Source organism: Pseudomonas nicosulfuronedens, assembly GCF_005877905.1.
In the GTDB taxonomy this organism is placed as follows: domain Bacteria; phylum Pseudomonadota; class Gammaproteobacteria; order Pseudomonadales; family Pseudomonadaceae; genus Pseudomonas; species Pseudomonas nicosulfuronedens.
Genome location: NZ_SWDV01000024.1, coordinates 108,879 through 130,410, shown reverse-complemented (window position 1 = coordinate 130,410; position 21,532 = coordinate 108,879). Strand labels below are relative to the sequence as shown.

Annotated in this window: 20 protein-coding genes; 9 read left to right on the top strand and 11 right to left on the bottom strand. The window is 66.3% G+C overall.

Annotated elements, in window-relative coordinates; all coding sequences use genetic code 11:
* Positions 1-125 precede the first annotated feature (125 nt).
* The gene (locus FAS41_RS18820) at positions 126-1,511 is read left to right on the top strand and encodes a CoA transferase (RefSeq protein ID WP_138524917.1); all 1,386 of its coding nucleotides are present in this window, start codon (positions 126-128) and stop codon (positions 1,509-1,511) included.
* Here the strand turns inward: FAS41_RS18820 and FAS41_RS18815 are convergent.
* The 4 genes from FAS41_RS18815 to FAS41_RS18800 all read right to left on the bottom strand — a co-directional run bounded on the left by FAS41_RS18815 (position 1,498) and on the right by FAS41_RS18800 (position 5,693).
* A complete protein-coding gene (locus FAS41_RS18815) occupies positions 1,498-2,064 on the bottom strand; it encodes a flavin reductase family protein (protein WP_138524915.1) in 567 nt (188 codons plus the stop codon). The genes FAS41_RS18820 and FAS41_RS18815 overlap by 14 nt on opposite strands.
* A gap of 21 nt (positions 2,065-2,085) precedes the next feature.
* Positions 2,086-3,003 (bottom strand): bestrophin family protein, encoded by a 918-nt coding sequence (locus FAS41_RS18810; protein WP_138524913.1) that lies wholly within the window; start codon positions 3,001-3,003, stop codon positions 2,086-2,088.
* 168 nt (positions 3,004-3,171) lie between these two features.
* Entirely contained in the window at positions 3,172-4,047 is an 876-nt protein-coding gene (mmsB, locus tag FAS41_RS18805) for a 3-hydroxyisobutyrate dehydrogenase (RefSeq protein WP_138524911.1), read from the bottom strand.
* 137 nt (positions 4,048-4,184) lie between these two features.
* A complete protein-coding gene (locus FAS41_RS18800; protein ID WP_138524909.1) occupies positions 4,185-5,693 on the bottom strand; it encodes a CoA-acylating methylmalonate-semialdehyde dehydrogenase in 1,509 nt (502 codons plus the stop codon).
* A 131-nt stretch (positions 5,694-5,824) separates the two neighbouring features.
* Here FAS41_RS18800 and FAS41_RS18795 point away from each other — a divergent pair, with 131 nt between their 5' ends.
* On the top strand, positions 5,825-6,721 hold the full coding sequence (locus FAS41_RS18795) for a LysR family transcriptional regulator (RefSeq protein ID WP_138524907.1): 897 nt from the start codon (positions 5,825-5,827) through the stop codon (positions 6,719-6,721).
* Positions 6,722-6,796: 75 nt separating this feature from the next.
* A complete protein-coding gene (locus FAS41_RS18790) occupies positions 6,797-7,237 on the top strand; it encodes a hypothetical protein (protein ID WP_138524905.1) in 441 nt (146 codons plus the stop codon).
* 47 nt (positions 7,238-7,284) lie between these two features.
* On the opposite strand, the gene FAS41_RS18785 is transcribed toward FAS41_RS18790, so the two are convergent.
* The 4 genes from FAS41_RS18785 to FAS41_RS18770 all read right to left on the bottom strand — a co-directional run bounded on the left by FAS41_RS18785 (position 7,285) and on the right by FAS41_RS18770 (position 10,751).
* Positions 7,285-7,986, bottom strand: coding sequence for a YebC/PmpR family DNA-binding transcriptional regulator (locus tag FAS41_RS18785; protein ID WP_138524903.1), 702 nt, complete (start codon positions 7,984-7,986; stop codon positions 7,285-7,287).
* A gap of 76 nt (positions 7,987-8,062) precedes the next feature.
* The gene (locus FAS41_RS18780) at positions 8,063-8,488 is read right to left on the bottom strand and encodes a PaaI family thioesterase (protein ID WP_138524901.1); all 426 of its coding nucleotides are present in this window, start codon (positions 8,486-8,488) and stop codon (positions 8,063-8,065) included.
* A complete protein-coding gene (locus FAS41_RS18775) occupies positions 8,485-9,285 on the bottom strand; it encodes an RNA polymerase sigma factor (RefSeq protein WP_171049513.1) in 801 nt (266 codons plus the stop codon). Before FAS41_RS18775 ends, FAS41_RS18780 begins: the two co-directional genes overlap by 4 nt.
* A gap of 77 nt (positions 9,286-9,362) precedes the next feature.
* Entirely contained in the window at positions 9,363-10,751 is a 1,389-nt protein-coding gene (locus FAS41_RS18770; protein WP_138524897.1) for an aminotransferase-like domain-containing protein, read from the bottom strand.
* Between the two features lie 182 nt (positions 10,752-10,933).
* Between FAS41_RS18770 and FAS41_RS18765 the strand changes: the two genes are divergently transcribed.
* Both FAS41_RS18765 and FAS41_RS18760 read left to right on the top strand, forming a co-directional pair.
* A complete protein-coding gene (locus FAS41_RS18765) occupies positions 10,934-11,707 on the top strand; it encodes a class II aldolase/adducin family protein (protein WP_138524895.1) in 774 nt (257 codons plus the stop codon).
* An 82-nt stretch (positions 11,708-11,789) separates the two neighbouring features.
* On the top strand, positions 11,790-12,818 hold the full coding sequence (locus FAS41_RS18760) for an ABC transporter substrate-binding protein (protein ID WP_138524893.1): 1,029 nt from the start codon (positions 11,790-11,792) through the stop codon (positions 12,816-12,818).
* A gap of 128 nt (positions 12,819-12,946) precedes the next feature.
* On the opposite strand, the gene FAS41_RS18755 is transcribed toward FAS41_RS18760, so the two are convergent.
* The 3 genes from FAS41_RS18755 to FAS41_RS18745 form a co-directional block, all read right to left on the bottom strand.
* The gene (locus FAS41_RS18755; RefSeq protein WP_138524891.1) at positions 12,947-13,573 is read right to left on the bottom strand and encodes a class I SAM-dependent methyltransferase; all 627 of its coding nucleotides are present in this window, start codon (positions 13,571-13,573) and stop codon (positions 12,947-12,949) included.
* 135 nt (positions 13,574-13,708) lie between these two features.
* The gene (locus FAS41_RS18750; protein ID WP_138524889.1) at positions 13,709-15,484 is read right to left on the bottom strand and encodes an acyl-CoA dehydrogenase C-terminal domain-containing protein; all 1,776 of its coding nucleotides are present in this window, start codon (positions 15,482-15,484) and stop codon (positions 13,709-13,711) included.
* A gap of 57 nt (positions 15,485-15,541) precedes the next feature.
* Positions 15,542-17,164 carry an acyl-CoA synthetase gene (locus FAS41_RS18745; RefSeq protein WP_138524887.1) on the bottom strand — a complete coding sequence of 541 codons (1,623 nt, stop codon included), beginning with the start codon at positions 17,162-17,164 and terminating at the stop codon, positions 15,542-15,544.
* Positions 17,165-17,368: 204 nt separating this feature from the next.
* Here FAS41_RS18745 and FAS41_RS18740 point away from each other — a divergent pair, with 204 nt between their 5' ends.
* The 4 genes from FAS41_RS18740 (at position 17,369) to FAS41_RS18725 (ending at position 21,524) form a co-directional block, all read left to right on the top strand.
* Positions 17,369-19,612 carry a PAS domain-containing sensor histidine kinase gene (locus tag FAS41_RS18740; RefSeq protein WP_138524885.1) on the top strand — a complete coding sequence of 748 codons (2,244 nt, stop codon included), beginning with the start codon at positions 17,369-17,371 and terminating at the stop codon, positions 19,610-19,612.
* Positions 19,613-19,626: 14 nt separating this feature from the next.
* Positions 19,627-20,259, top strand: a complete 633-nt coding sequence (locus FAS41_RS18735) for a response regulator transcription factor (protein ID WP_425467726.1) — start codon at positions 19,627-19,629, stop codon at positions 20,257-20,259.
* A gap of 152 nt (positions 20,260-20,411) precedes the next feature.
* Positions 20,412-21,131, top strand: coding sequence for a 2OG-Fe(II) oxygenase (locus FAS41_RS18730; protein ID WP_138524881.1), 720 nt, complete (start codon positions 20,412-20,414; stop codon positions 21,129-21,131).
* A gap of 39 nt (positions 21,132-21,170) precedes the next feature.
* On the top strand, positions 21,171-21,524 hold the full coding sequence (locus tag FAS41_RS18725; RefSeq protein WP_138524879.1) for an SH3 domain-containing protein: 354 nt from the start codon (positions 21,171-21,173) through the stop codon (positions 21,522-21,524).
* Positions 21,525-21,532 lie beyond the last annotated feature (8 nt).

Sequence of the window (21,532 nt, the reverse complement as noted above, 5' to 3'; positions counted from 1 at the left end):
GGACTAGCTCCCCATCGAAAGGCCCGCTTGATTGCGGGCTTTTTATTGCCTGTCGACCAAGGTCGGCTCGCCCGCCTGACGCTGCGCGGCTAAGGTGAAGCTCCACGGAGAAGGCGGAGATAGAGATGCAGCGGGTTCTTGCGGAGCGACTTTGGACGTCCCTTGGTGGCCAGGCTGAGCGCCTGAGTCATCTGGCCTTTCGCAGCGAAGGCTCTCTGCCTTCGGCTTTCTTCGTCACCGAACTGGCCGCCGCCAGCATAGCCAGCGCCGGCTTGGCGCTGGGCGAGTGGCTGGAGCCTGAGCCCGGCGCCGCCGCATCGTTGGTCGTGGATCGCCGCCTGGCCTCCTTGTGGTTCTCCACCTCCTTGCGCGCCCAGGGCTGGGCGCCCCCTGACCTGTGGGATGCCATCGCCGGTAACTACCGTGCCCGTGACGGCTGGATTCGCCTGCACACCAATGCTCCGCATCACCGTGCCGCCGCCCTTCGAGTGCTTGGGGCGGACAATGATCGTGAGCGGGTCGCAGCTGCCGTGGCGAACTGGAACGCAGGCGAACTTGAGCTGGCGATCGTGAAGGAAGGCGGCTGTGCAGCCGAGATGCGCTCCTGGGATGCCTGGAAGCAGCACCCGCAAGGTATCGCTGTTGCTCGCGAGGCGCTGGTGTTGCGCGATCTTCAACTGGTGTCTGCGCCTTCCCTGGACATCGAGATCGACCGCGAGCGCCCGCTGGCCGGATTGCGCGTGCTGGACCTGACCCGCGTGCTGGCAGGGCCTATTGCTACGCGCTTCCTTGCTGGCTTCGGCGCCGAGGTTCTGCGCATCGACCCACCGGACTGGGACGAGCCTGGCGTGGTCCCGGAAGTCACCCTGGGCAAGCACTGCGCGCGGCTGGACCTGCGTCAACCAGCAGCTCGCGAGCGCTTTCAGGCGCTCCTCGCCAGCGCCGACGTGCTGGTGCACGGCTATCGGGCCGATGCCCTGGAGCGCCTGGGATTGGGCGCCGATGTTCGCCGGAGCATTGCACCGGGCCTGGTGGATGTCAGCCTGAATGCCTATGGGTGGTCGGGCCCCTGGAGCCAAAGGCGCGGGTTCGACAGCCTGGTGCAGATGAGCAGCGGCATCGCCGAAGCCGGGCGCATCTGGCGGGGCGAGGACAAGCCGGTACCGCTGCCGGTGCAGGCGCTCGATCACGCCACCGGCTACCTGATTGCAGCGGCCGCATTGCGCGGATTGGCCGAACGTCGGCGTAGTGGCCGCGGGAGCCGTTGGCGCCTCTCGTTGGCACGTACGGCGCAATGCCTGCTGGAGGCGGGAGTTTCATCAGTGGGTTCGCCGGAGCTGGCGGCCGAGACAGCTGCCGATCTGTCTTCGGGCATCGAGACAACGCCCTGGGGGCATGCGCAGCGCTTGCGTCCGCCACTGCAGGTCGCGGGCTCGCCACTGTACTGGGAGTTGCCGGCCTCCGAACTGGGTTCGGCGCCGGCAGCCTGGCAGCCGGTCAGCCGCGACTGACCTGGAACGCCTCGCCGGTGGCGAAGAAGGCGCCGCCCGCCTGGTAGTGAATGGTGCGCAACTCGGCGCTGGGGAAATGCCAGCGGCCATTGGAGAACGCGCGCTCATCGGCGTAAGCGGCAACCACCTCGGCGATGAACAGGTCGTACTTCTCCTGGTTGTTCGGCTCGCTGATGACCTTGCATTCCAGGTAGGCCACGCAGTCCTCGACGATCGGCGCCTCGACCAGCTTCGCGCGGGCGGTGCGGATGTCCAGTTGCTCGAACTTGTCGCCTTCGCCGCCGTTGCTCGAACCCACTGCCAGAGTCAGCTCAGCCTGCTGGCGCGTCGGCAGCTGGATGACGAATGCGCCCGAGCCTTCTACCAGATGGCGTGACCAGGTGTTGCGGTCCAGTACCAGCATCAGTTTGGGCGGATCGAAGTCCAGCGGCATGACCCAGGCAGCGGCCATGACGTTGGCGACGCCGTCGTGCTCGCTGGTGACTATGGTGCTCGGGCCGTGGTTGAGCAGCAGGTAGGCCTTGTTCAGCGGCACGTCTTTCAGGTGGTTCATCGAATAGTCCTCAAGGCTCGATCAGAGCAGCAGGCCGTCCACTGGCTTCAGCGGTTCAGGCAGGTCGGTATCACCGAGGATCTCCAGCACGGTGATTTCCAGGTTGCGGCTCATGGCATCCAGCGGCAGATCGTTGGGTTGGGTGTCGAACGGGTCGGCGATCTGGTCGCCCAGGGCGTCCAGGCCGAAGAAGGTGTAGGCCAGTACGCACACCGCCAGCGGGGTGAACCAGCCGATGCTGTCCACCAGGCAGAAGGGCAGCAGGAAGCAGTAGACGTGCACGATGCGGTGCAGCATCAGGATGTAGGGATAGGGGATCGGCGTGTTGCTGATGCGCTCGCAGCCGCCCAGTACGTAGGACAGGCGGGTCATCTGCTGGTCGATGGCAGCCAGGGTGATGTCGCTGGCGCCCGCCGCGCGGCTCTGGTCGGCGAAGCGCTGGCCCAGCTCCGCCAGCAACGCGTTGGCCGGATTGCGGCAGTTGGCGAAGGTTGCAGCGTCCTCGCCCAGCACGCGCTTCACGTCGGCGCCTTGCACGGTGCCGCGCAACTGGTCGCGTAGCGTGTAGCCGAAGGCGATCAGCGGTTTGCAGAGCTGGCGGCGGCTTTGCGCATCGAGATCGGGCAGCAGCGAGCGGGTCTGCCGCGCCAGGTTGCGGGTCACGATCAGCAGTTCGCCCCAGAGCGTGCGCGCCTCCCAGAAGCGCTGGTAGGCGACGTTGTTACGAAAGCCTAGGAAGATCGCCAGCGTCAGCCCCCAGAGGGTGAAGGGCGTGGAGGTGATGATCACCTTGTAGTGGTAGAGCGTGCCGTGGGTGGCCACCACCAGCGAGCTGAGCAGCACCGTGTAGAGCACCTTGCGCCAGATGGCCGGGATGATCGACCCCTTGAGCGAGAACAGCAGGACCCAGAGTGTCGGGGTTTGTGGGCGGAGGATCATCGGGCGGCATCCGGTGGGGCGGAGCGCGCATGATAGCCGAGATAGGCGCCCTGAAGGCGCGTTGCAGAGGGCGACCTTTGTAGGAGCGAGCTTGCTCGCGAACAGCCCCGCAGCGAGGAGGTTCGCGAGCAAGCTCGCTCCTACGAAAAGCGCCCGCTGGAGAGCGGCTTAGTTCTGTTCGTAGAGCTTCACGATGGCCGAGAAGTCCAACTGGCCATTGCCCTGGTTGCTGAAGGTCTGGAACAGCTGCTGCGCGAGGGCGCCAAGCAGCACCGGATGGCGAATCTGCCGCGCCGCCTCGCTGGCCAGGCCCAGGTCCTTGAGCATCAGGTCGGTGCCGAAGCCGCCGCTGTAACCTCGTGCCGCCGGAGCGCCGGTGAGCGGATTGTTGACCTCAGAGCTCCAGCAGCGGCCGCTGGAGGTATTGATGATGCCGGCCAGCACCTCGGCATCCATGCCCAGCTTCACGCCCAGGGACATGGCTTCCGCCACACCGATCATGGAGATGCCCAGCAGCAGGTTGTTTGCCACCTTGGCTACCTGGCCGTTGCCGGCACCGCCACAGTGCACGAGGTTCTTGCCCATGGCCGCGAGCACCGGGCGGGCGCGCTCGAAGTCGGTCTGCTCGCCGCCGACCATGAAGGTCAGGGTGCCGGCTGCCGCACCGGCGGTGCCGCCGGAAACCGGCGCGTCCAGCATCGGGTTGCCGTGGGCGTGCGCAGCGGCGCTGACCTCGCGGGCGTTCAGTGGATCGATGGTGGACGAATCGATCAGCAAGACGCCGGGCTGCACGTTGGCCAGCAGGCCGTCGTCGCCGAGGTAAACCTGCTTCACGTGGGCGGCGGCGGGCAGCATGGTGATGATCACCTCGACATCGTCGCGCGCCACTTCGGCGGGGGATGCCAGGGCGCGGGCGCCAAGGGTGACGGCCGCTTCCACGGCCTTGGAGGAGAGATCGAAGACACTCAGGTCGAAGCCGGCCTTGAGCAGGTTGGCGGCCATGGGGCCGCCCATGTTGCCGAGTCCGATGAAGCCGATGCGCATGGGGTGGTCCTCTTCTTCTTGTTCGGGGCGCCCGATCGATCAGGCGCAAAAGGAGGTGCCCGCCCGCGTGGTGCCGAACCTGGACCAGCATCCATGCTGAAGTCCGGGCCGGCTCGGGGCAGGCGGGCGGGCAGGGCTTACTTGAGGTTGATGGTGGTGTTCACCGCACCGCCGACCTCGTTCTCGTCGAACCAGCGCTCGGTGACGGTCTTGGTCTGGGTGTAGAACTGCACCACCTGCTTGCCGTACGGGCCCAGGTCGCCCAGCTTCGAGCCGCGCGAGCCGGTGAAGGAGAACAGCGGTACCGGTACCGGGATCGGCACGTTGATGCCCACCTGGCCGACGTCGATCTCTTCCTTGAAGTGGCGGGCGGCGGCGCCGGAACGGGTGAACAGCGCAGTGCCGTTGCCATTGGGGTTGGCGTTGATCAGCTCGATGGCCTCATCGAAGGTCTTCACCGACACCACGCAGAGCACCGGGCCGAAGATTTCCTCGCGGTAGATGGTCATTTGCGGAGTAACGCCGGAGAAAACGGTCGGGCCGACGAAGTTGCCCTTGCCGTAGCCGGCCACCTGCGGATTACGACCGTCCAGCTCCAGCTTGGCGCCCTCCTGGGTGCCGCGCTCGATCAGGCCGCTGACGCGGTCCAGCGCCGCGCAGGAAACCAGCGGGCCGACGTCGGTATTGGCTTCGGTGCCGCCGCTGACCTTGAGGGTCTGCGCCTTGGCCACCAGGTCGGGAATCCACTGGTTGGCTTCGCCCACCAGGATTGCCACCGATACCGCCATGCAGCGCTGCCCGGCGGCGCCGAAGGCTGCGCCGGCAATGGCGTTGAGGGTCTGTTCCTTGTTGGCGTCGGGCAGCACCACCGCGTGGTTTTTCGCGCCCATCATGCACTGCACGCGCTTTCCGGCCAGGGATGCGCGGTTATAGACGTGAGTGCCGACGCGGGTCGAGCCGACGAAGGAGACTGCCTTGATGTCCGGGTGATCGCAGATCGCGTTGACCACGTCCGGGCCGCCATGGATGACGTTGAGCACGCCCGGCGGCACACCGGCTTCATGGGCCAGTTCGACCAGGCGCATGGTCACCATCGGATCCTGCTCGGAGGGCTTGAGGACGAAGGTGTTGCCGGTGGCGATGGCCATCGGGAACATCCACAGCGGGATCATCGCCGGGAAGTTGAAGGGGGTGATGCCGGCGCAGACACCGATGGGTTGCAGGATGGTGAAGGTATCCACGCCGCCAGCCACGTTGTTGGCCAGCTCGCCCAGTTGCAGGTTGCCAATGGCCGAGGCGTGCTCGACCACTTCCAGGCCGCGGAACACGTCGCCTTCGGCATCCGGCAGGGTCTTGCCCTGTTCGGCGGTGAGGATAGCCGCCAGTTCCTTCATGTTCTCGCGGATCAGTTGCTGGTACTTGAGGAAGATGCGCGCGCGGGCGCCGATGGGGGTCTTCTTCCAGGTCCTGAATGCAGCCTTGGCACTGGCCACTGCGCGCTCGACTTCCTCGGGCGTGGCGAAGGGCACGCGGGCGAGGACTTCCTGGGTGGCAGGGTTGATCACGTCGCGCCATTCGGAGGTGGTGGACTCGACGGGCTTGCCATCGAGGAAGAGTTTGACGGTCGGGACGGCAGGTGCAGTCATCGGGGTTCTCCCAGCCTGAAGGCTTTGTTCTTGTGTGGTCCGATCCTAACAGTGCATTTTTGATGTTCTCAATGCGGTGATGTGCAAGTATGGTCTGCATTTTTGCAGATATAGCGCGCACGGGTGAGTCAATGGACTGGGACAATCTGCGTTTCTTCCTCGAGCTTTCCCGTGCCGGCAAGCTCACCGTCGCCGCGCGGCGCCTGGGGGTGGACCACACCACTGTCGCCCGCCGGCTGCAGGCGCTGGAGAAGAGCATCGGCGCCCAACTGCTGGTGCGCGAACCCGCCGGCTATCGGCTGACCGAGGCCGGCCACGGACTGCTGCCCCAGGCCGAGGCGATGGAAAGTGCCTGCAAGGTGATCGAGAAGCGCCTGGCCGGCACCGAAGACAATCTCTCCGGCAAGGTACGTATCGGCGCAACCGAGGGTTACGGCTCGACGCTGCTGACCTCGCAGCTGGTGGAGCTGAACCAGCGTCACCCACACCTGGGCGTGGACTTGCTGGCGGTGCCGCGCGCGCTGCAGCTGTCGCGCCACGAGGCGGATATCGTCATCACCCTGGAGCGCCCCGGTCGCGGGCCCTACATCATTACCCGGCTGACCGACTACGTGCTGCGCCTCTATGCCTCGAAGGATTACCTCGCCGAGCGCGGGCCGATCGGAACTCGCGATGACCTGCGCGACCATGCCCTGGTGGGCTATGTCGACGACCTGCTCTACAGCAAGGAGCTGCAGTACCTCGACGAGATCGGCCGGCCGCTGCACATGGCGCTGCGCTGCACCAGCATCCTGGCGCAGCAGCGTGCGGTGGCAGAGGGCGCCGGGCTGGCAATCCTGCCGGCTTTCGCGGCAGCCGAGGACTCATCGTTGCAGCCGATCCTGGCGGGGGAGATCGAGTTCGTGCGGACCTTCTGGATGCTGATGCCGACCGAACTCAAGGACATCGCGCGCATGCGCACCACCTGGGATTTCCTGCGGGAGAAGGCCGAAGGGAGCCAGGATGTCCTGATGGGACGCTCCGCGTGAGCGTTGCCGAATGAAAGTTTCACAGTGACAGGGACTCGCCAGGAGAGCGCGAGAACCGTTTCAGGAGAAGGAAGCATGGCTGAAATCATTCCGCTGTCGGCGGAACTGGAGCAACAACTGGAAGACCTGCAACAGCAGGCCCTGGTACTACTGCAACTGGCACCGGAGTTGCCACCCGACGCGGTGGTCGCGGCAATCACCCAGTACGTCCGCGATGCCAAGGAGCAACAGCGCGAGGTGGCCGATGACGCGGTCTTCGCGCTCGGAGCCTTGCTCGGCCGGCAGTACGTGGAGGGGTTGGGCTGGCACTGGGGTGACGTCACCTGGGACAACGATCCGGACACGGCGGCCATCGGCGTGCTCAACCCGGACGACTCGCTGTTCAATAACCCGATCGGCTGGGTCAGCCAGGCGCTGGGCAGCGAGGGCGGCGTGGCGTTCATGCTGAGCTACAACATGATCCACGCCAATCAGACTCCGGTCTTCGAGCCGGGGAGCGCGACCGGGCTGTACTGACGCGGCAGCAAGGGGCAGGGCATGGCCCAGCCCCTTGCAACGGCGGGTTACGCCAGGCCGACGTAGAGGTTCTGCACGTCGTCGTTGCCGTCCAGGGCATCGAGGAAGGCTTCGACTTCTTCCAGTTCCGCGTCGGACAGACTTACCGGGTTCTTCGCCTTGTAGCCGAGCTTGGCCGAGGCGACGGTGAAACCGTGCTCGGGCAAGGCGCGGCAGACGGCGTCCAGGTCGGTGGAGTCGGTGAGGAACAGGGTGTCGCCTTCTTCTTCGCCCGGCTCGAAGTCCTGGGCGCCAGCTTCGATGGCGGCCAGTTCCGGGTCGGCGTCAGCGCTGGCCGGGGTGGCCTCGACCAGGCCCAGGTAATCGAAGTCCCAGGATACCGAGCCGGAAGCGCCCAGTTGGCCCTTGCGGAACAGCACGCGGATTTCCGCGATGGTGCGGTTCACGTTGTCAGTCAGGCATTCGACGATCACCGGTACGCGGTGCGGGGCGAAGCCTTCGTAGACCACGCGCTCGAAGGTGGCGGCGCCGTCCAGCAGGCCGGCGCCTTTCTTGATGGCGCGCTCCAGGGTATCGCGGGGCATCGAGGCCTTCTTGGCCTGCTCGACGACCAGACGCAGTTTCGGGTTCATGTCCGGGTCGGCGCCATTTCGCGCGGCGATCATGATTTCCTTCGACAGTTTGCCGAACACGCGGCCCTTGGCGTTGGCGGCGACTTCTTTATGTTTGGCTTTCCACTGGGCGCCCATAGTCGATCTCTTGCTGGCGGTTGCTGATGGGCGGCAAGTCTACGGCCTCAGGCGGCGGCTGGCGATATCTGCAGGATCAACGTTGTGCTGGTACGGCGAACACCGCGCTGGCCTGGGCCACCACCTTGTCGCCTACCGACAGCAGTGCGTTGGCGAATGCCATCTGCCTGCCGCGCCGGCTGTGCAGCAGTCGGATGCACAACCAGTCGCCGACCTGGGCGCTGGACACGTAGTCCAGGGTCAGGCTGGCGGTGACCAGCGGTTGCGGTGGTTGGCTGGAGAAGGCCATCGCATAGCCCATGCCGATGTCGGCCAGGGTAGCCAGGATGCCGCCGTGCACGCCGCCACGGCTGTTGGTGTGGCGTTCGTCCAGCAGCAGGCCCAGTTCCAGCGATTCGCCTTCGCCACGCACCAGGAATGGACCGAGCAGGTCCAGCAGCGGGTTGCGGCGTTGCAGCGGCTGAAAACCCTCGGGATAACCCAGATCGGCGACCGCGTTCATTGCCAGCCTCCAGTGTGCTGCTGCAGCACGGCGCGGACGGTTTCGATCACCCGTTGCGGTACCTGGTAGTCCGGGTGCGCGCGGAACACTGCTGCCGCATCCGCGAGGCGGGTGAGGGCGAGTAACTCGCTCCTGGCCTGGCGGGTATCGGTGCCGCCAGGCGGTAATGCCAGCGCCTGGCGCTCGCAGGAGCAGGCGGCCTGGGCGTTGACCAGACCGCAGTGCTGGTGCATGAACTCATCCAGCCGCTGGCGAGCCCGCGACAGGCGCTTGCGGTAGGTCGCCGGCTCGATCTCGAGCACGGCAGCGGCGGTTTCCGAATCCAGGCCAAAGGCGATGTCCAGCACGTAGGCCAGGCGCTGCTCGCGTTCCAGGCACATCAGCATGCCCTGGGTGCAGGCGAGTGCGATGCGTTCGGCGGCGAGCTTGTCGGCCGGCTCCAGCGGGCGCTCGTTGGCCTGGGCCAGGCGCAGGCCGAGGTCGAGCTTTTCCGCCAGGGCTTCCAGCGACACGGTGGGCGTCTCGCGAACCTTGGTGCGCGCGGTCAGCAGCGCGTTGCTGGCGATGCGGAAGGCCCAGGTGGAGAACTGGCTGTCGCCACGGAAACTGGCCAGGTGCGTGGTGATGCGCAGGAGGATTTCCTGGCTGGCGTCCTGGGCGTCTTCACGACGGCCGAGCATGCGCAGGGCGAGGTTGTAGACCGGCGCTTGCAGGGCCAGCAGCAACGCATCGAGGGCGGTGGGTTCGCCGCGCTGGGCACGTTGCAGGTGTTCGTTGTCGATGGCTGGGAATTTCACGGTGTCCTCCTGACGTGGCCGGCGAAATTCCGGCTCTTCTTCCTTGGACTCGGTGGCCGAGAGTTTTGTGACCGCCCTCAGCCTTGTTTCGAGAGAAAGGCATACAGCCGCTCATCCAGCGAGTGCGCGACGTTGAAGCGCATCCACGGCACGCTGCGGCCATCGGGCATGAACAACTGGCCGGGGAACAGCAGGATCTTCGCCTCCTTGGCGCGGCTGGCGAGCAGGGTGGCGTCATCCACCGCGCGGTGGCGGGCCCAGAGGAACAGGCCAGCGCGGGGTTCGTGGAAGATTTCCAGGCCGGCGGCTTCCAGGCGTCGCGCCACGCTGTCATGGGCTTCGCCGAGCTGGTCGCGCAACTGGCGCACGTGCTTGCGGTGGCGGCCTTGCAGGAGGATGTCCAGGGCCAGGGTTTCGGTGAGCTCCGAGCTGGTCAGGCCACTGACCATTTTCAGCGGAACCAGTTCCTCGATCAGCTCGGGGTGCGCGGCGATGAAACCGGTGCGCAGCGCCGGGGCGATGACCTTGGACAGGCTGCCGATGTAGATCACCCGCGCCAGTTGATCGAGGTTAGCGAGCAGCAGTTGGCCGGCGGGGTCCAGGTCGGCATAGATGTCGTTCTCGACGATGAGGAAATCGTATTTCTCCGCCAGCTGCAGCAGGCGGTGTGCTGCCGCCAGTGACAGGCTGCCGCCGGTGGGGCTCTGCAGGCGCGCCTGGGTGAAGTAGACCTTGGGCCGGTACTCGCGGGCCAGTTGCTCCAGACGATCCAGGTCCAGCCCATCGGCGCTGCGGGGCACGCCCAGCAACTGCGCGCCCTGCAGGCGCAGATTGAGGAACAGATTGTGGTAGCCGGGCTCATCGACCAGCACCGGGTCGCCGCGCTGTACCAGGTAGCGCACGGTGAGGTCCAGTGCCTGGCTGGCGCCGGCGGTCAGCAGGATCTGCTCGGGGCTGGCGCTGACGCCGGCATCTGCCAAACGGTCCGCCAGTTTGCCGCGCAGCTTCAGGTTGCCCTTGCTGTGGCCGTAGTTGCCGAACTGGGTCGGCTCTTCCCGCGCCAGGCTGCGCAGGCCTCGCTGCAAGCCTTCGCCGTCAAGCCAGTGCTCGGGCAGCAGGCCGACACCGGGACGGATTTCCATCCCCAGCGGCTGGAAGACCTTGTGCAGCAGCAGGTGCGCATCGAAGTCGAATTCGGTGGGTGCCTCATCGCCGGCGCTGTCCTCGACTGCCGGGCCGCGCACGTAGAAACCGGCATTGGGCACCGCGTTCAGGCAGCCGCGCGCCACCAGCCGATCATAGGCCTCGACCACGGTGAAGTGGCTGACGCCATTGGCCTGGGCGAACTTGCGGATCGAGGGCAACTTGGCGCCGGAGCGCAGGCGCTGCTCGTCGATGGCCTGGGCGATGCCGTCGACGATCTGGGTGACCAGGGGAATGTCCGAGGTGGGGTCGAGCAACAGCATCCGGAGGTCCGATTCTTGTGTGGGTGAGCGATGGGCAATCTGTACAGGTCCTCGGACCATAACAGCACTGCAATTTCTGCGTTGTCCCTGTGCATGGTGCGGGCCGGGCGTGACCAGCACACTCGGTCACGTGAAGCGGCAAACTGCCGCACCGCCTGAAAGAACAACAAGGACCGCCCGTCATGCGTGACACAGCTTACAACATCGATCCGTCGAGCATTTCCGCCGAAGAGTGGCAGGCGCGCTGCGACCTCGCCGCGCTGTATCGGCTGATCGCGCACTTCCGCTGGACCGATCACATCGACACCCACATCTCGGCGCGGGTGCCGGGCGAGCCGGGGCACTACCTGATCAACCGCTACGGCGTGCTGTTCCACGAAATGCGTGCCTCCGACCTGGTCAAGGTCGACCACGCCGGTGACGTCATCGACCCGCGCTTCGGCCCGAAAAGCGTCAACCGCGCCGGTTTCAACATCCATTCTGCCGTGCACGCCGCCCGCGAAGACGTGGCCTGCGTGATCCACACCCACACGGCTGCCGGCATCGCGGTATCTGCCCAGGAAGACGGCTTGTTGCCGATCAGCCAGCACGCGCTGAAGTTCTACAACCGCCTGGGTTACCACGACTACGAAGGCATCGCCCTGGACCCGGACGAGCGCTCGCGCCTGGTCAACGACCTGGGCAGTCATATGGTGATGATCCTGCGCAACCACGGCCTGCTGGCTACCGGGCGCTGTATTGCCGAGGCCTTCAACCAGATCTACTTCCTCGAACGCGCCTGCCAGGCGCAGGTCCAGGCCCTGGCCGGCGGCCGCCAGCTGCGTTATCCGCCGCACGCCGTGTGCGAGCGCGTTGCCGTACAGGAAGAGGAGGCGTTGACCGACGGTCTGCACCTGCTGGCCTGGGAGTCGGCGCTGCGCCTGATCGAGGACGGTGAGGCCGTCTACCGCACCTGACCCTGTTATCGTGCCCCGGTCCGCAGAGACCGGGCGCCTGCGTGCTTGAACCATCTGCCAACAACAATGCCAAGAGGTGGAAATGAAAAACCCGATTCTGGGAGCCCTGCTCATGGGCGTGGCGTCCGGCGCCATGGCTGCTGACCTGACCGTGATCTCCTTCGGCGGTATCAGCAAGGACGTACAGACCGAAGCCTTCTACAAACCCTTCGAGAAGAAGGAAGGAATGAAGGTGATCGCCGGCGAGTACAACGGCGAAATGGGCAAGATCAAGGCCATGGTCGACACCGGCGGCGTCAACTGGGACGTCGTCCAGGTGGAAGGCCCGGAGCTGCTGCGCGGCTGCGACGAAGGCCTGTTCGAGCATCTGGACCCGTCGATCCTCGGCAAGGCCGAGGATTATGTACCTGGCACCCTCTCCGACTGCGGCGCTGGCCTGCTGGTCTGGTCGATGGCCATGGTCTACGACGGCAAGCGCCTCGCCAACGGTCCGACCGGCTGGCAGGACTTCTGGGACACCCAGAAATTCCCCGGCAAGCGTTCCCTGCGCAAGGGCGCCAAGTACACCCTGGAGATCGCCCTGCTGGCTGACGGCGTCAAAAAGGAAGACCTGTACAAGGTGCTGGCGACGAAGGAGGGCGTGGACCGCGCCTTCAAGAAGCTCGACGAGATCAAGCCGTCGATCCAGTGGTGGGAGTCCGGCGCGCAGCCGATGCAATTCCTCGCCAGTGGTGACGTGGTCATGAGCACCGCCTACAACGGCCGCGCCTTCGCGGCACAGGAAGAGGGCGTGCCGATGAAGGTGGTGTGGAACGGCAGCCTGTATGCCATCGACTCCTGGGCGATCCCCAAGGGCAGCCCAAACAAGAAGGCCGCCGAGGACTTCATCGCCTTCTCACTCTCACCCGCGCAGCAGAAGATCCATACCGTGAAGCTGGGCTACGGCTCGGTGAATCTGGGTACCACCCAGCTGATCGATCCCAAGCTGGTCGAGCGCCTGAACACGGCGCCGGCAAACCTGGAGCAGGCGGTACCGGTGAACTTCGAGTTCTGGGTCGACCATGGCGAAGACCTGGAGCAGCGCTTCAACGCCTGGGCGGCGAAGGGCTGATCGGCGGTTCAGCGCGGGTGGCAACACCCGCGTGATCAAGTCGCTGGTGTGGCTCGCCCCTGAGAGGAGTCGTGTTCCCCTGCAGGGGCGGGCCCTGCCTGCGATCCGCCGGTAGAGCTGGCGTCAGTTCAAGCTTTGCGCCACACGCTCGCCAGCCACGGCTGCTGCTCTCGCGGCAGGCCTTCCGGGCGGTAGTAGTGTTCCAGTTCGAGGAACCCCGCGTCTTCCAGCACACGGGTCCAGTTCTCCAAGTCGTGGTAGGAGCCATAGCGGCCGCCGTTCCAGCCTTCCTGGTTCTCCCCGCGCGGGTTGGAGCTGAACAGCACGCCACCGGGTTTCAGTGCCGCATGCAGCTGACCCAGCACGCGCGGCAGCTCGCTGCGCGGTACGTGGAACAGGCTGGCATTGGCATAGATGCCATCGAAGCGCCCGGCGGGCAGGTCGAGGGCGAGGAAGTCCTGCTGCCAGACCTCGCAGCCGCTCGCCTCGCGGGCCATGGCGACGAAGTCGGCGCAGCCGTCCAGGCCGACCGGCTCATGCCCCATTCCCTTCAGTGCGCACAGGTCGCGCCCCGGCCCACAGCCGAAATCGAGCAGCACGAAAGGCGCCTCGCCCTGAATGTGCCGCAGCAGCGCGGCGATGTTCTGGGTGACGTCGTGGTCCCAGGTGCCTTCTCGGAAGGACTGGGCGCTGTCCTGATAGTGCTGCAGGGTGACACGGGAAATGTCACGCAGAATCGGGTTTTCGTTACTCATGACGCAGGCCGGTGGCGAGTGGGTGCCTTCATTCTACGTGGGCCACCCGCATTCGCCGAGACGAAAAAAAGCGCGGCGCAACCCGTCAGGGCTGGCCGCGCAATCACGCTCAACAGAATGAGGCGACGCAGGTCGTCAGAATTGCTCGGCGCGCAGCTCGAACAGACTGTCGCTGCCGGCGCGGATCGAACCGGCCAGGGACTCGGTGCGCGGCAGCAGGCGGGCGAAGTAGAAACGCGCAGTGGCCAGCTTGCCGCTATGGAAGTCGTCACTCCGGCCCAGACTGGCCTGCGCCATGCGTGCCCAGAGGTAGGCGTAGGCGGTGTAGCCGAACAAGTGCAGGTACTCCACCGAGGCGGCGCCGATCTCCTGCGGCTGGCTGGCGGCGCGCTCACGTACCTGGCGGGTGACGGATTCGAGCAGGTCCAGCGCATCCAGCAACGGCGCGGTGAAGGCGCCCATGGCGGTGCCGTCGGTTGCGTCGGCGAAAGCGCGGATTTCTCCGGCGAACAGGGCTAATGCCTGCCCGCCATCGGCAATCACCTTGCGGCCCAGCAGATCCAGTGCCTGGATGCCGTTGGTGCCCTCGTAGATCTGCGCGATGCGCACGTCGCGCACCAACTGCTCCTGGCCCCATTCACGGATGAAGCCATGGCCGCCGAACACCTGCTGGCCATGGATGCAGCTTTCCAGCCCGGTGTCGGTGAAGAAGGCCTTGGCGACCGGCGTGAGCAGCGCCACCAGTGACTGGGCCGACTCGCGTTCGGCGGCATCTTCGGCGTACTTGGCGACGTCCAGCTGCTGGCCGACGTAGGTGGAGAAGGCGCGGCCGCCTTCGGTCAGCGCTTTCATGGTCAGCAGCATGCGACGCACGTCGGGATGCACGATGATCGGGTCGGCGGCCTTGTCCTTCGCCACCGGGCCGTTGGCGGCGCGGCTCTGCAGCCGCTCGCGGGCGTAGGTGACGGCGCTCTGGTAGGACATCTCGGCGCAGCCAATCCCCTGGATGCCGATGGACAGGCGCTCGTAGTTCATCATGGTGAACATCGCTGCCAACCCCTTGTTCAGCTCGCCGACCAGCCAGCCGGTGGCGCCATCGAAGTTCATCACACAGGTGGCCGAGGCCTTGATGCCCATCTTGTGCTCGACCGAGCCGCAGGAGACCGCGTTGCGCGCGCCCAGTGAGCCATCGGCCTGCACCAGGAACTTGGGCACCAGGAACAGCGAGATGCCCCGCGAGCCCGCCGGTGCGTCGGGCAGCTTGGCCAGCACCAGGTGGATGATGTTGTCGGTGAGGTCCTGCTCGCCGCCGGTGATGAAGATCTTGGTACCGGTGACACGGTAGCTGCCGTCGGCCTGTGGCTCGGCGCGGGTGCGGATCAGCCCCAGGTCGGTGCCGGCATGGGGCTCGGTCAGGCACATGGAGCCGGCCCATTCGCCGGCATACATCTTCGGCAGATAGGTGCTCTTGAGGGCTTCCTCGGCGTGGGCATCCAGCGCCAGGCAGGCGCCGGCGGAGAGGGTGGAGTAGAGGCTGAAGCTGGCGTTGGCGCCGTACATCATTTCCTCGAACTGCACCGAGAGCATCTTCGGCATGCCCATGCCGCCGTATTCGGGGGTGCCCGCCAGGCCGACCCAACCGCCCTCGGCATAGGTCGCGTAGGCCTCGCGGAAGCCGGCGGGCGTGCTTACCACACCGTCGGCGAAGTGCACGCCTTCTTCGTCGCCGCTGCGGTTGAGCGGGGCGAGCAGGCCGCCGGTGATCTTCGCCGCCTCTTCGAGGATGGCGTCGGCGGTGTCGGCGTCGATGCGTTCGGCCAGCGCCGGCAGGCGCGCCCAGAGGGCGGGGGCGTCGAACACGTCGTCGAGCAGGAAGCGCATGTCGTGCAGGGGAGCGTGGTAGTCAGGCATGGCGAACTCCGGCGCTCCCCGCTGCGGGGAGCGCACGATGGCTGGCGGAAGGTGGGGTCAGAGGGCGTTGGCCCAGTCGCGCAGGACGAATTTCTGGATCTTCCCGGTGGAGGTCTTGGGCAGGTCGGTGAATACCACGGTACGCGGCACCTTGAAGCCGGCCAGATGCTCGCGGCAGAAGGTCATGATGTCCTGCGGCTCGACCGCCGCGTGCTCAGCCTTGAGGGTGATGAAGGCGCAGGGCGTCTCGCCCCAGCGTTCATCGGCACGGGCCACCACGGCGGCTTCCATCACGGCCGGGTGACGGTAGAGCACGCCCTCGACCTCGATGGTGGAGATGTTCTCGCCGCCGGAAATGATGATGTCCTTGAGGCGATCGCGGATCTCCACGTACCCGTCCGGGTGCCAGACCGCCAGGTCGCCGGTGTGGAACCAGCCGCCGGCGAAGGATTCCTCGGTGGCGGTGGGGTTCTTCAGGTAGCCCTTCATCACGGTGTTGCCGCGCATGAAGATCTCACCGATGGTCAGGCCGTCGCGCGGCACCGGCTCCAGGGTCTTCGGGTCGGCGACCATCACGCCTTCCAGGGTCGGGTAGCGCACGCCCTGGCGCGACTTGATGCGGGCGCGTTCGTCCAGCGGCAACTCGTCCCATTCCTCGTGCCAGGCGCAGACGGTCACCGGGCCGTAGACCTCGGTCAGGCCGTAGACATGGGTGACCTTGATGCCCATTTCCTCCACTGCGCCGATCACCTTGGCCGGCGGAGCCGCGCCGGCGACCATGGCGTGCACCGGGTGGTCGATGGCGGCCTTGGCCGACTCGGGCATGTTGATCAGTGCGTTGAGCACGATGGGCGCGCCGCACAGATGGGTGACCTGGTGCTCGCGGATCAGCGTGAGGATCTTCTGCGGGTCGACCCGGCGCAGGCAAACGTGGGTGCCGGCCAGCGCGGTAACGGTCCAGGGATAGCACCAGCCGTTGCAGTGGAACATCGGCAGGGTCCAGAGGTAGACCGGATGCTGGCCCATGGACCAGGTCATCTGGTTGCCCAGCGAGTTCAGGTAGGCGCCGCGGTGGTGGTAAACCACGCCCTTGGGATTGCCGGTGGTGCCGGAGGTGTAGTTGAGGGAGATGGCGTCCCATTCGTCCTGTGGCCACTGCCAGGCGAATTCCGGATCGCCCTCGGCGAGCAGCGCCTCATAGTCCAGCGGGCTGACCGCATAACCTTCGCCGTACTCGGGGTCGTCCACGTCGACCACCAGCGGCGGGTGATCGAGCATCCCCAGGGCGGCGTGGATCACGTCGCAGAACTCGCGGTCGGTGATCAGCACCTTGGCTTCGCCGTGCTGCAGCATGAAGGCGATGGCCTCGGCATCCAAACGTACGTTGAGGGTATTGAGTACCGCACCGATCATCGGTACGCCGAAGTGCGCCTCGATCATCTGCGGGGTGTTGGGCAGCATCACCGCCACCGTGTCGCCGCGGCCGATGCCGCGGGCGGCAAGGGCGGAGGCCAGGCGGCGGCAGCGTTGGTAGGTTTCTTTCCAGGTGCGGCGCAGGCTGCCGTGGATGATGGCGGTACGCTCGGGGTAAACGTGGGCGGTACGTTCGATGAAGCTCAGCGGCGACAGCGCTATGTGGTTGACGGCCGCGCGCGGCAAGCCCTGTTCGAAGATCGACATGTGGACACCCTGTGGCTGATTGTTAGCTCATTGTTCTGTTGTGACCCGTGGAGCGCTTGGCAGCAGGCGGGTCGTGACCGGTGCGTCAGGCTGTCGCCCGGTCATTGCGGAGTTTTATAGCAATGTCGAATTGGATATGGAAGTTAAACCTAAGGTGTATGGTATAACTACTATATTCAATTGAAGTGCCTTCGAGCCTCCTCCATGTCCGAGCTGAATACCCTGGTGCGCCTGGTCCGCGAACAAGCTCCCGTCGCCGTGCAGGCGGACACCCTGCAACGGCTTTGTCTCGAGCGAGACGGTGTGTCCCGTGTGCTCTATGTCGAATGGCAAGCGCGCAGCCAGAGCTTCGAAGCCCTGGCCGGTGCCTCGCGCCTGCCGCCGGGCAGTGGTGACCCTTTGCAGGCCAACGACCTGGCGCTGCTCGGGGGGCTGGGCAAGCGTGAACGCTTGTCGCTCGGCGAATTGCTCGACGTACCGTGCTGGCTCAGCGGCCGCCTGCGCCGCGCCGGCTGGAGCCAGGGGCTGGCGCTGGTCCTGCCGTTGCGGGCCGAAGCGCCGGGGTTGCTGCTGGTGGAAAGTGCCGATGCGGACGCCGAGGATTGGCTCGGCTGGGTCGGCGAGCTGCTCGGGGAAGTGCTTGCCCTGGCGTATCAGGCGCGGCGTACGGCGCCGCTGCTCAGTGCTGATCCGCAGCCAGCGCTGGTGCTGGACGAGGCGGACGTGCTGGTGGATTGCAACCAGTCCCTGCGCCAGTTGCTCGCCGACTTCCCCGGCAGCGAGCCGCGCGACCTGCTGCCCAGCAACCATGCGCAATTGCTGCGCACCTGCCTGGAACAGGGGCGGGCGGTGCACGAGGTGACCGGCGAGCGCGAAGGCCGGCAGTTTCTCTGGACCTTCGTGCCGATGCCCGGCGAGCGGCAGGTGCTGGTGCATGGCCGCGAGGTCACCGCGTCGCTGCGGGAACAGCGTGAGGCGGCGCGAGCCAGCCGGCTGTACCGGCAGATCATCGAGAACACCACCGACCTGATTTCCCGTCGCACCCTCGACGGCCGGCTGCTCGACGTCTCGCCGGCCTCCTGGACGCTGCTCGGCTACTGGCCGGAAGAGCTGCGCGGCAGGGAGTTGCTGCCGCTGCTGCACGAACAGGACCGCCAGCGGGTCGCCGAACGTACCCGTGATGCCCTGGTGCAGGACGGCTACGTGACCCTGACCTACCGCTTGCGCCACCGCGACGGCCATTACCTGTGGTTCGAGACCGCCAGCCGCGCCATTCGCGAGACCTATACCGGCCATGTGATGGAAGTGGTCAGCGTGTCCCGCGACATCACCGCCCGGGTGCAGGCCGAGGAAGGCTTGCGGCGCCTGGCCGAAGTGGTCGAGGCCAATACCGACCTGGTGCTGTTCGTCGATCCGGGCGGACGCGTCACCTACCTCAATCCGTCGGCGCGTCGTGCCCTGGGGCTGGACGGCGAGGCTCTGCCTGCGTCCGCTGCGCAGGTGCTGGACGATGGTCTGCTGGAGCAGTTGGAACAAGAGGGCTGGGAGAGCGCACGGCGCAGCGGCGTCTGGAGCGCCGAAGGCCGCCTGCGCGGCCGCGATGGCGCGCCGTTGTCGCTGGTCCTGCTGGCGCACAACGCAGCAGGCGGCGAGTGCTACTACTCGCTGGTGGCCCGTGACATGACCGAACGCGAACTGCGCGAGAACCAGCAACGCCGGCATCAGGACGAACTGGCGCATACCGCGCGCCTGGTGACCCTGGGCGAACTGGCTTCGGGTATTGCCCACGAGATGAACCAGCCGCTGGCCGCGGTGATGAACTACGCCAGCGCCAGCCAGCGCTACCTGAAATCCCTCGACAGCCAGCCGGAAGCCGCACAGCGTGTGGCCCAGGGACTGGCGCAGATCGTCGAGCACACCGCCCATGCCTCGGAAGTGATCCGCCGCCTGCGGGCCTTCCTGCGCAAGGGGCAGCGGCGCATGCAGGCGCTGGACCTGAACCAGGTGGCGCGCGCTGCGCTGGGCCTGTGCGCCTGGGAAGCGGCCAGCGCGAAGGTGGCCATCGGCGAGGCGTTCACCGACAATCTGGCGCCCGTCTACGCCGACCGCGTGTTGCTGGAACAGGTGTTCCTCAACCTGTTGCGCAACGCCGTCGAGGCCAACCGCGAGCGCCATGCCGGCGAGCCCTCGAAGGTGCGCATCGGCAGCCGCCGCGACAGTGACGGGCAGCTCTGCGTCTGGGTGGAAGACGAAGGGCCGGGGGCCAGTCCGGCGGCGTTGGAGCAGATGTTCACGCCGTTCTTCACCAGCAAGCCCGAAGGCCTGGGGTTGGGGCTGTCCATGAGTCGTGGCATCGTCGAAGGCTTTGGCGGCACGCTGGAGGCCGTGGCGGCGCCAACCGGCGGCCTGCGCCTGGAGTGCCGGCTGCCCGCAGGGAAAACCGAATAATGACGGAGACAGTGATGGAAACGGCGGTGGTGTATGTGGTGGATGACGACCAGCGGATGCTCGACTCGACCGTCTGGCTGCTGGAGTCGGTCGGCCTGAAGGCGCGGCCATTCACCAGCGGCCGCGAGTTCCTTGACGCCTGCCCGAACGATGCCCACGCCTGTGTGTTGCTCGACGTACGCATGCCCGGTCTGGGCGGCCTGGCAGTACAGGAAGAAATGCGCCGGCGCGGTCTGGAACTGCCGGTGATCTTCGTCAGCGGCCACGCCGACGTGCCCATCGTCATCCGTGCCTTCAAGGCCGGCGCGGTGGATTTCATCGAGAAACCCTACAACGAGCAACTGCTGCTGGACAGCGTGCAGCAGGCGCTCAGTTCCCGCGAGCACCAGCGTGCCTCGCGGTCCGGGCTGGGCGAGCTGGAGGAGCGCCTGGCAGCCCTGACGCCTCGCGAGCGTGACGTGTTCCTGCCGCTGGTGCGCGGCTACACCAGCCGCGAAGTGGCCGAGCAGCTGGACATCAGCGTCAAGACCGTGGACCTCTACCGTGCGCGGGTGATGAAGCGCATGCAGGCCGGGACCTTGTCCGATCTGGTGGGCATGGCGATCGCGGCCGGGCTGGTCGATCCGTTGCAGTTGCGCCCGGAGTAACCGGTTTACCGGAGGCATTCACCGACAGGGGCCCCATGGAAGCGATCGCGAGCACGGCCTGCTCCTGCAGGGCAAGTTTGAAAGCCGGGCTCGGGGTGCGGCGGATCAAGGGGCGACCCTAGACTGAGGCATAGTCTTTACGGGCCGCTGCCATGACCTCCACACGAAGCCTCGTCGACCTGATCTCCGCCCTCGATTGGCCGGCGCTGGCCCGGCAACTCGACGCTGACGGACACGCACTGATCCCCGGCCTGCTGGACAGGGCGCAGTGCGAGACGCTCCGCGCGCTCTACGACCAGAACGGACCCTTTCGCAGCCGCGTGGTGATGGCCCGGCACAATTTCGGCCTGGGCGAGTACCGCTATTTCGCCTATCCCTTGCCGGCGCCGCTGCAGGAGCTACGCGAAGGCTTCTATCCGCCGTTGCGCACCATCGCCAATACCTGGCAGGAGCGCATGGGCACAGGCATTGAATACCCGCCCGACCACGCCAGCTTCCTCGACCAGTGCCACGCTGGCGGCCAGCGACGGCCGACTCCCTTGCTGCTGCGCTACCGCGCCGGCGACTACAACTGCCTGCACCAGGACCTCTACGGGGAGCTGGCATTCCCACTGCAGGTGGCGATCCTGCTGTCCCAGCCTGGTGAAGAGTTCGCGGGTGGCGAATTCGTCCTCACCGAGCAGCGCCCGCGCCTGCAGTCGCGGGCGACCGTTGTGCCGTTGCAGCACTGCGACGCGGTGGTGTTCGCCGTCGCCCAGCGCCCGGTGCGGGGCGTGCGCGGCTATCACCGGGTCAACCTGCGCCACGGTGTCAGTCGTGTGCAGACCGGCGAGCGCTTCACCCTCGGGGTGATCTTCCATGACGCTTTGTGAGGAGTAGCATGGATCGGTCCAGGGAACCGGGAGATCGACATGCACTACGAAGTGATTCAACGCCACCGCAGCGAATACCCCGCGCCCATCACCTTCGCCAAGGGCGCGCCGTTGTTCGTCGGTGAGCGCTACGAAGGCGCCGAGGGCTGGGAAGACTGGTACTTCTGCTCGACGCCCGGCCAGCGCGAGGGTTGGGTGCCGGCGCAGGTCTTCAACATGACCGCGCCGGGCGCCGGGGTGGCGATGGAGGACTACACCGCACGCGAGCTCGACGTGGAGGTGGGCGAGCGGCTCGAAGGCGGCCGCGAGCTGGGCGGTTGGCTCTGGTGTGTGCGCTCGGGCGGCGACGCCGGCTGGGTACCGCTGGATTGCCTGCAGGAAGTCAGCGCCTGATCCCGCAA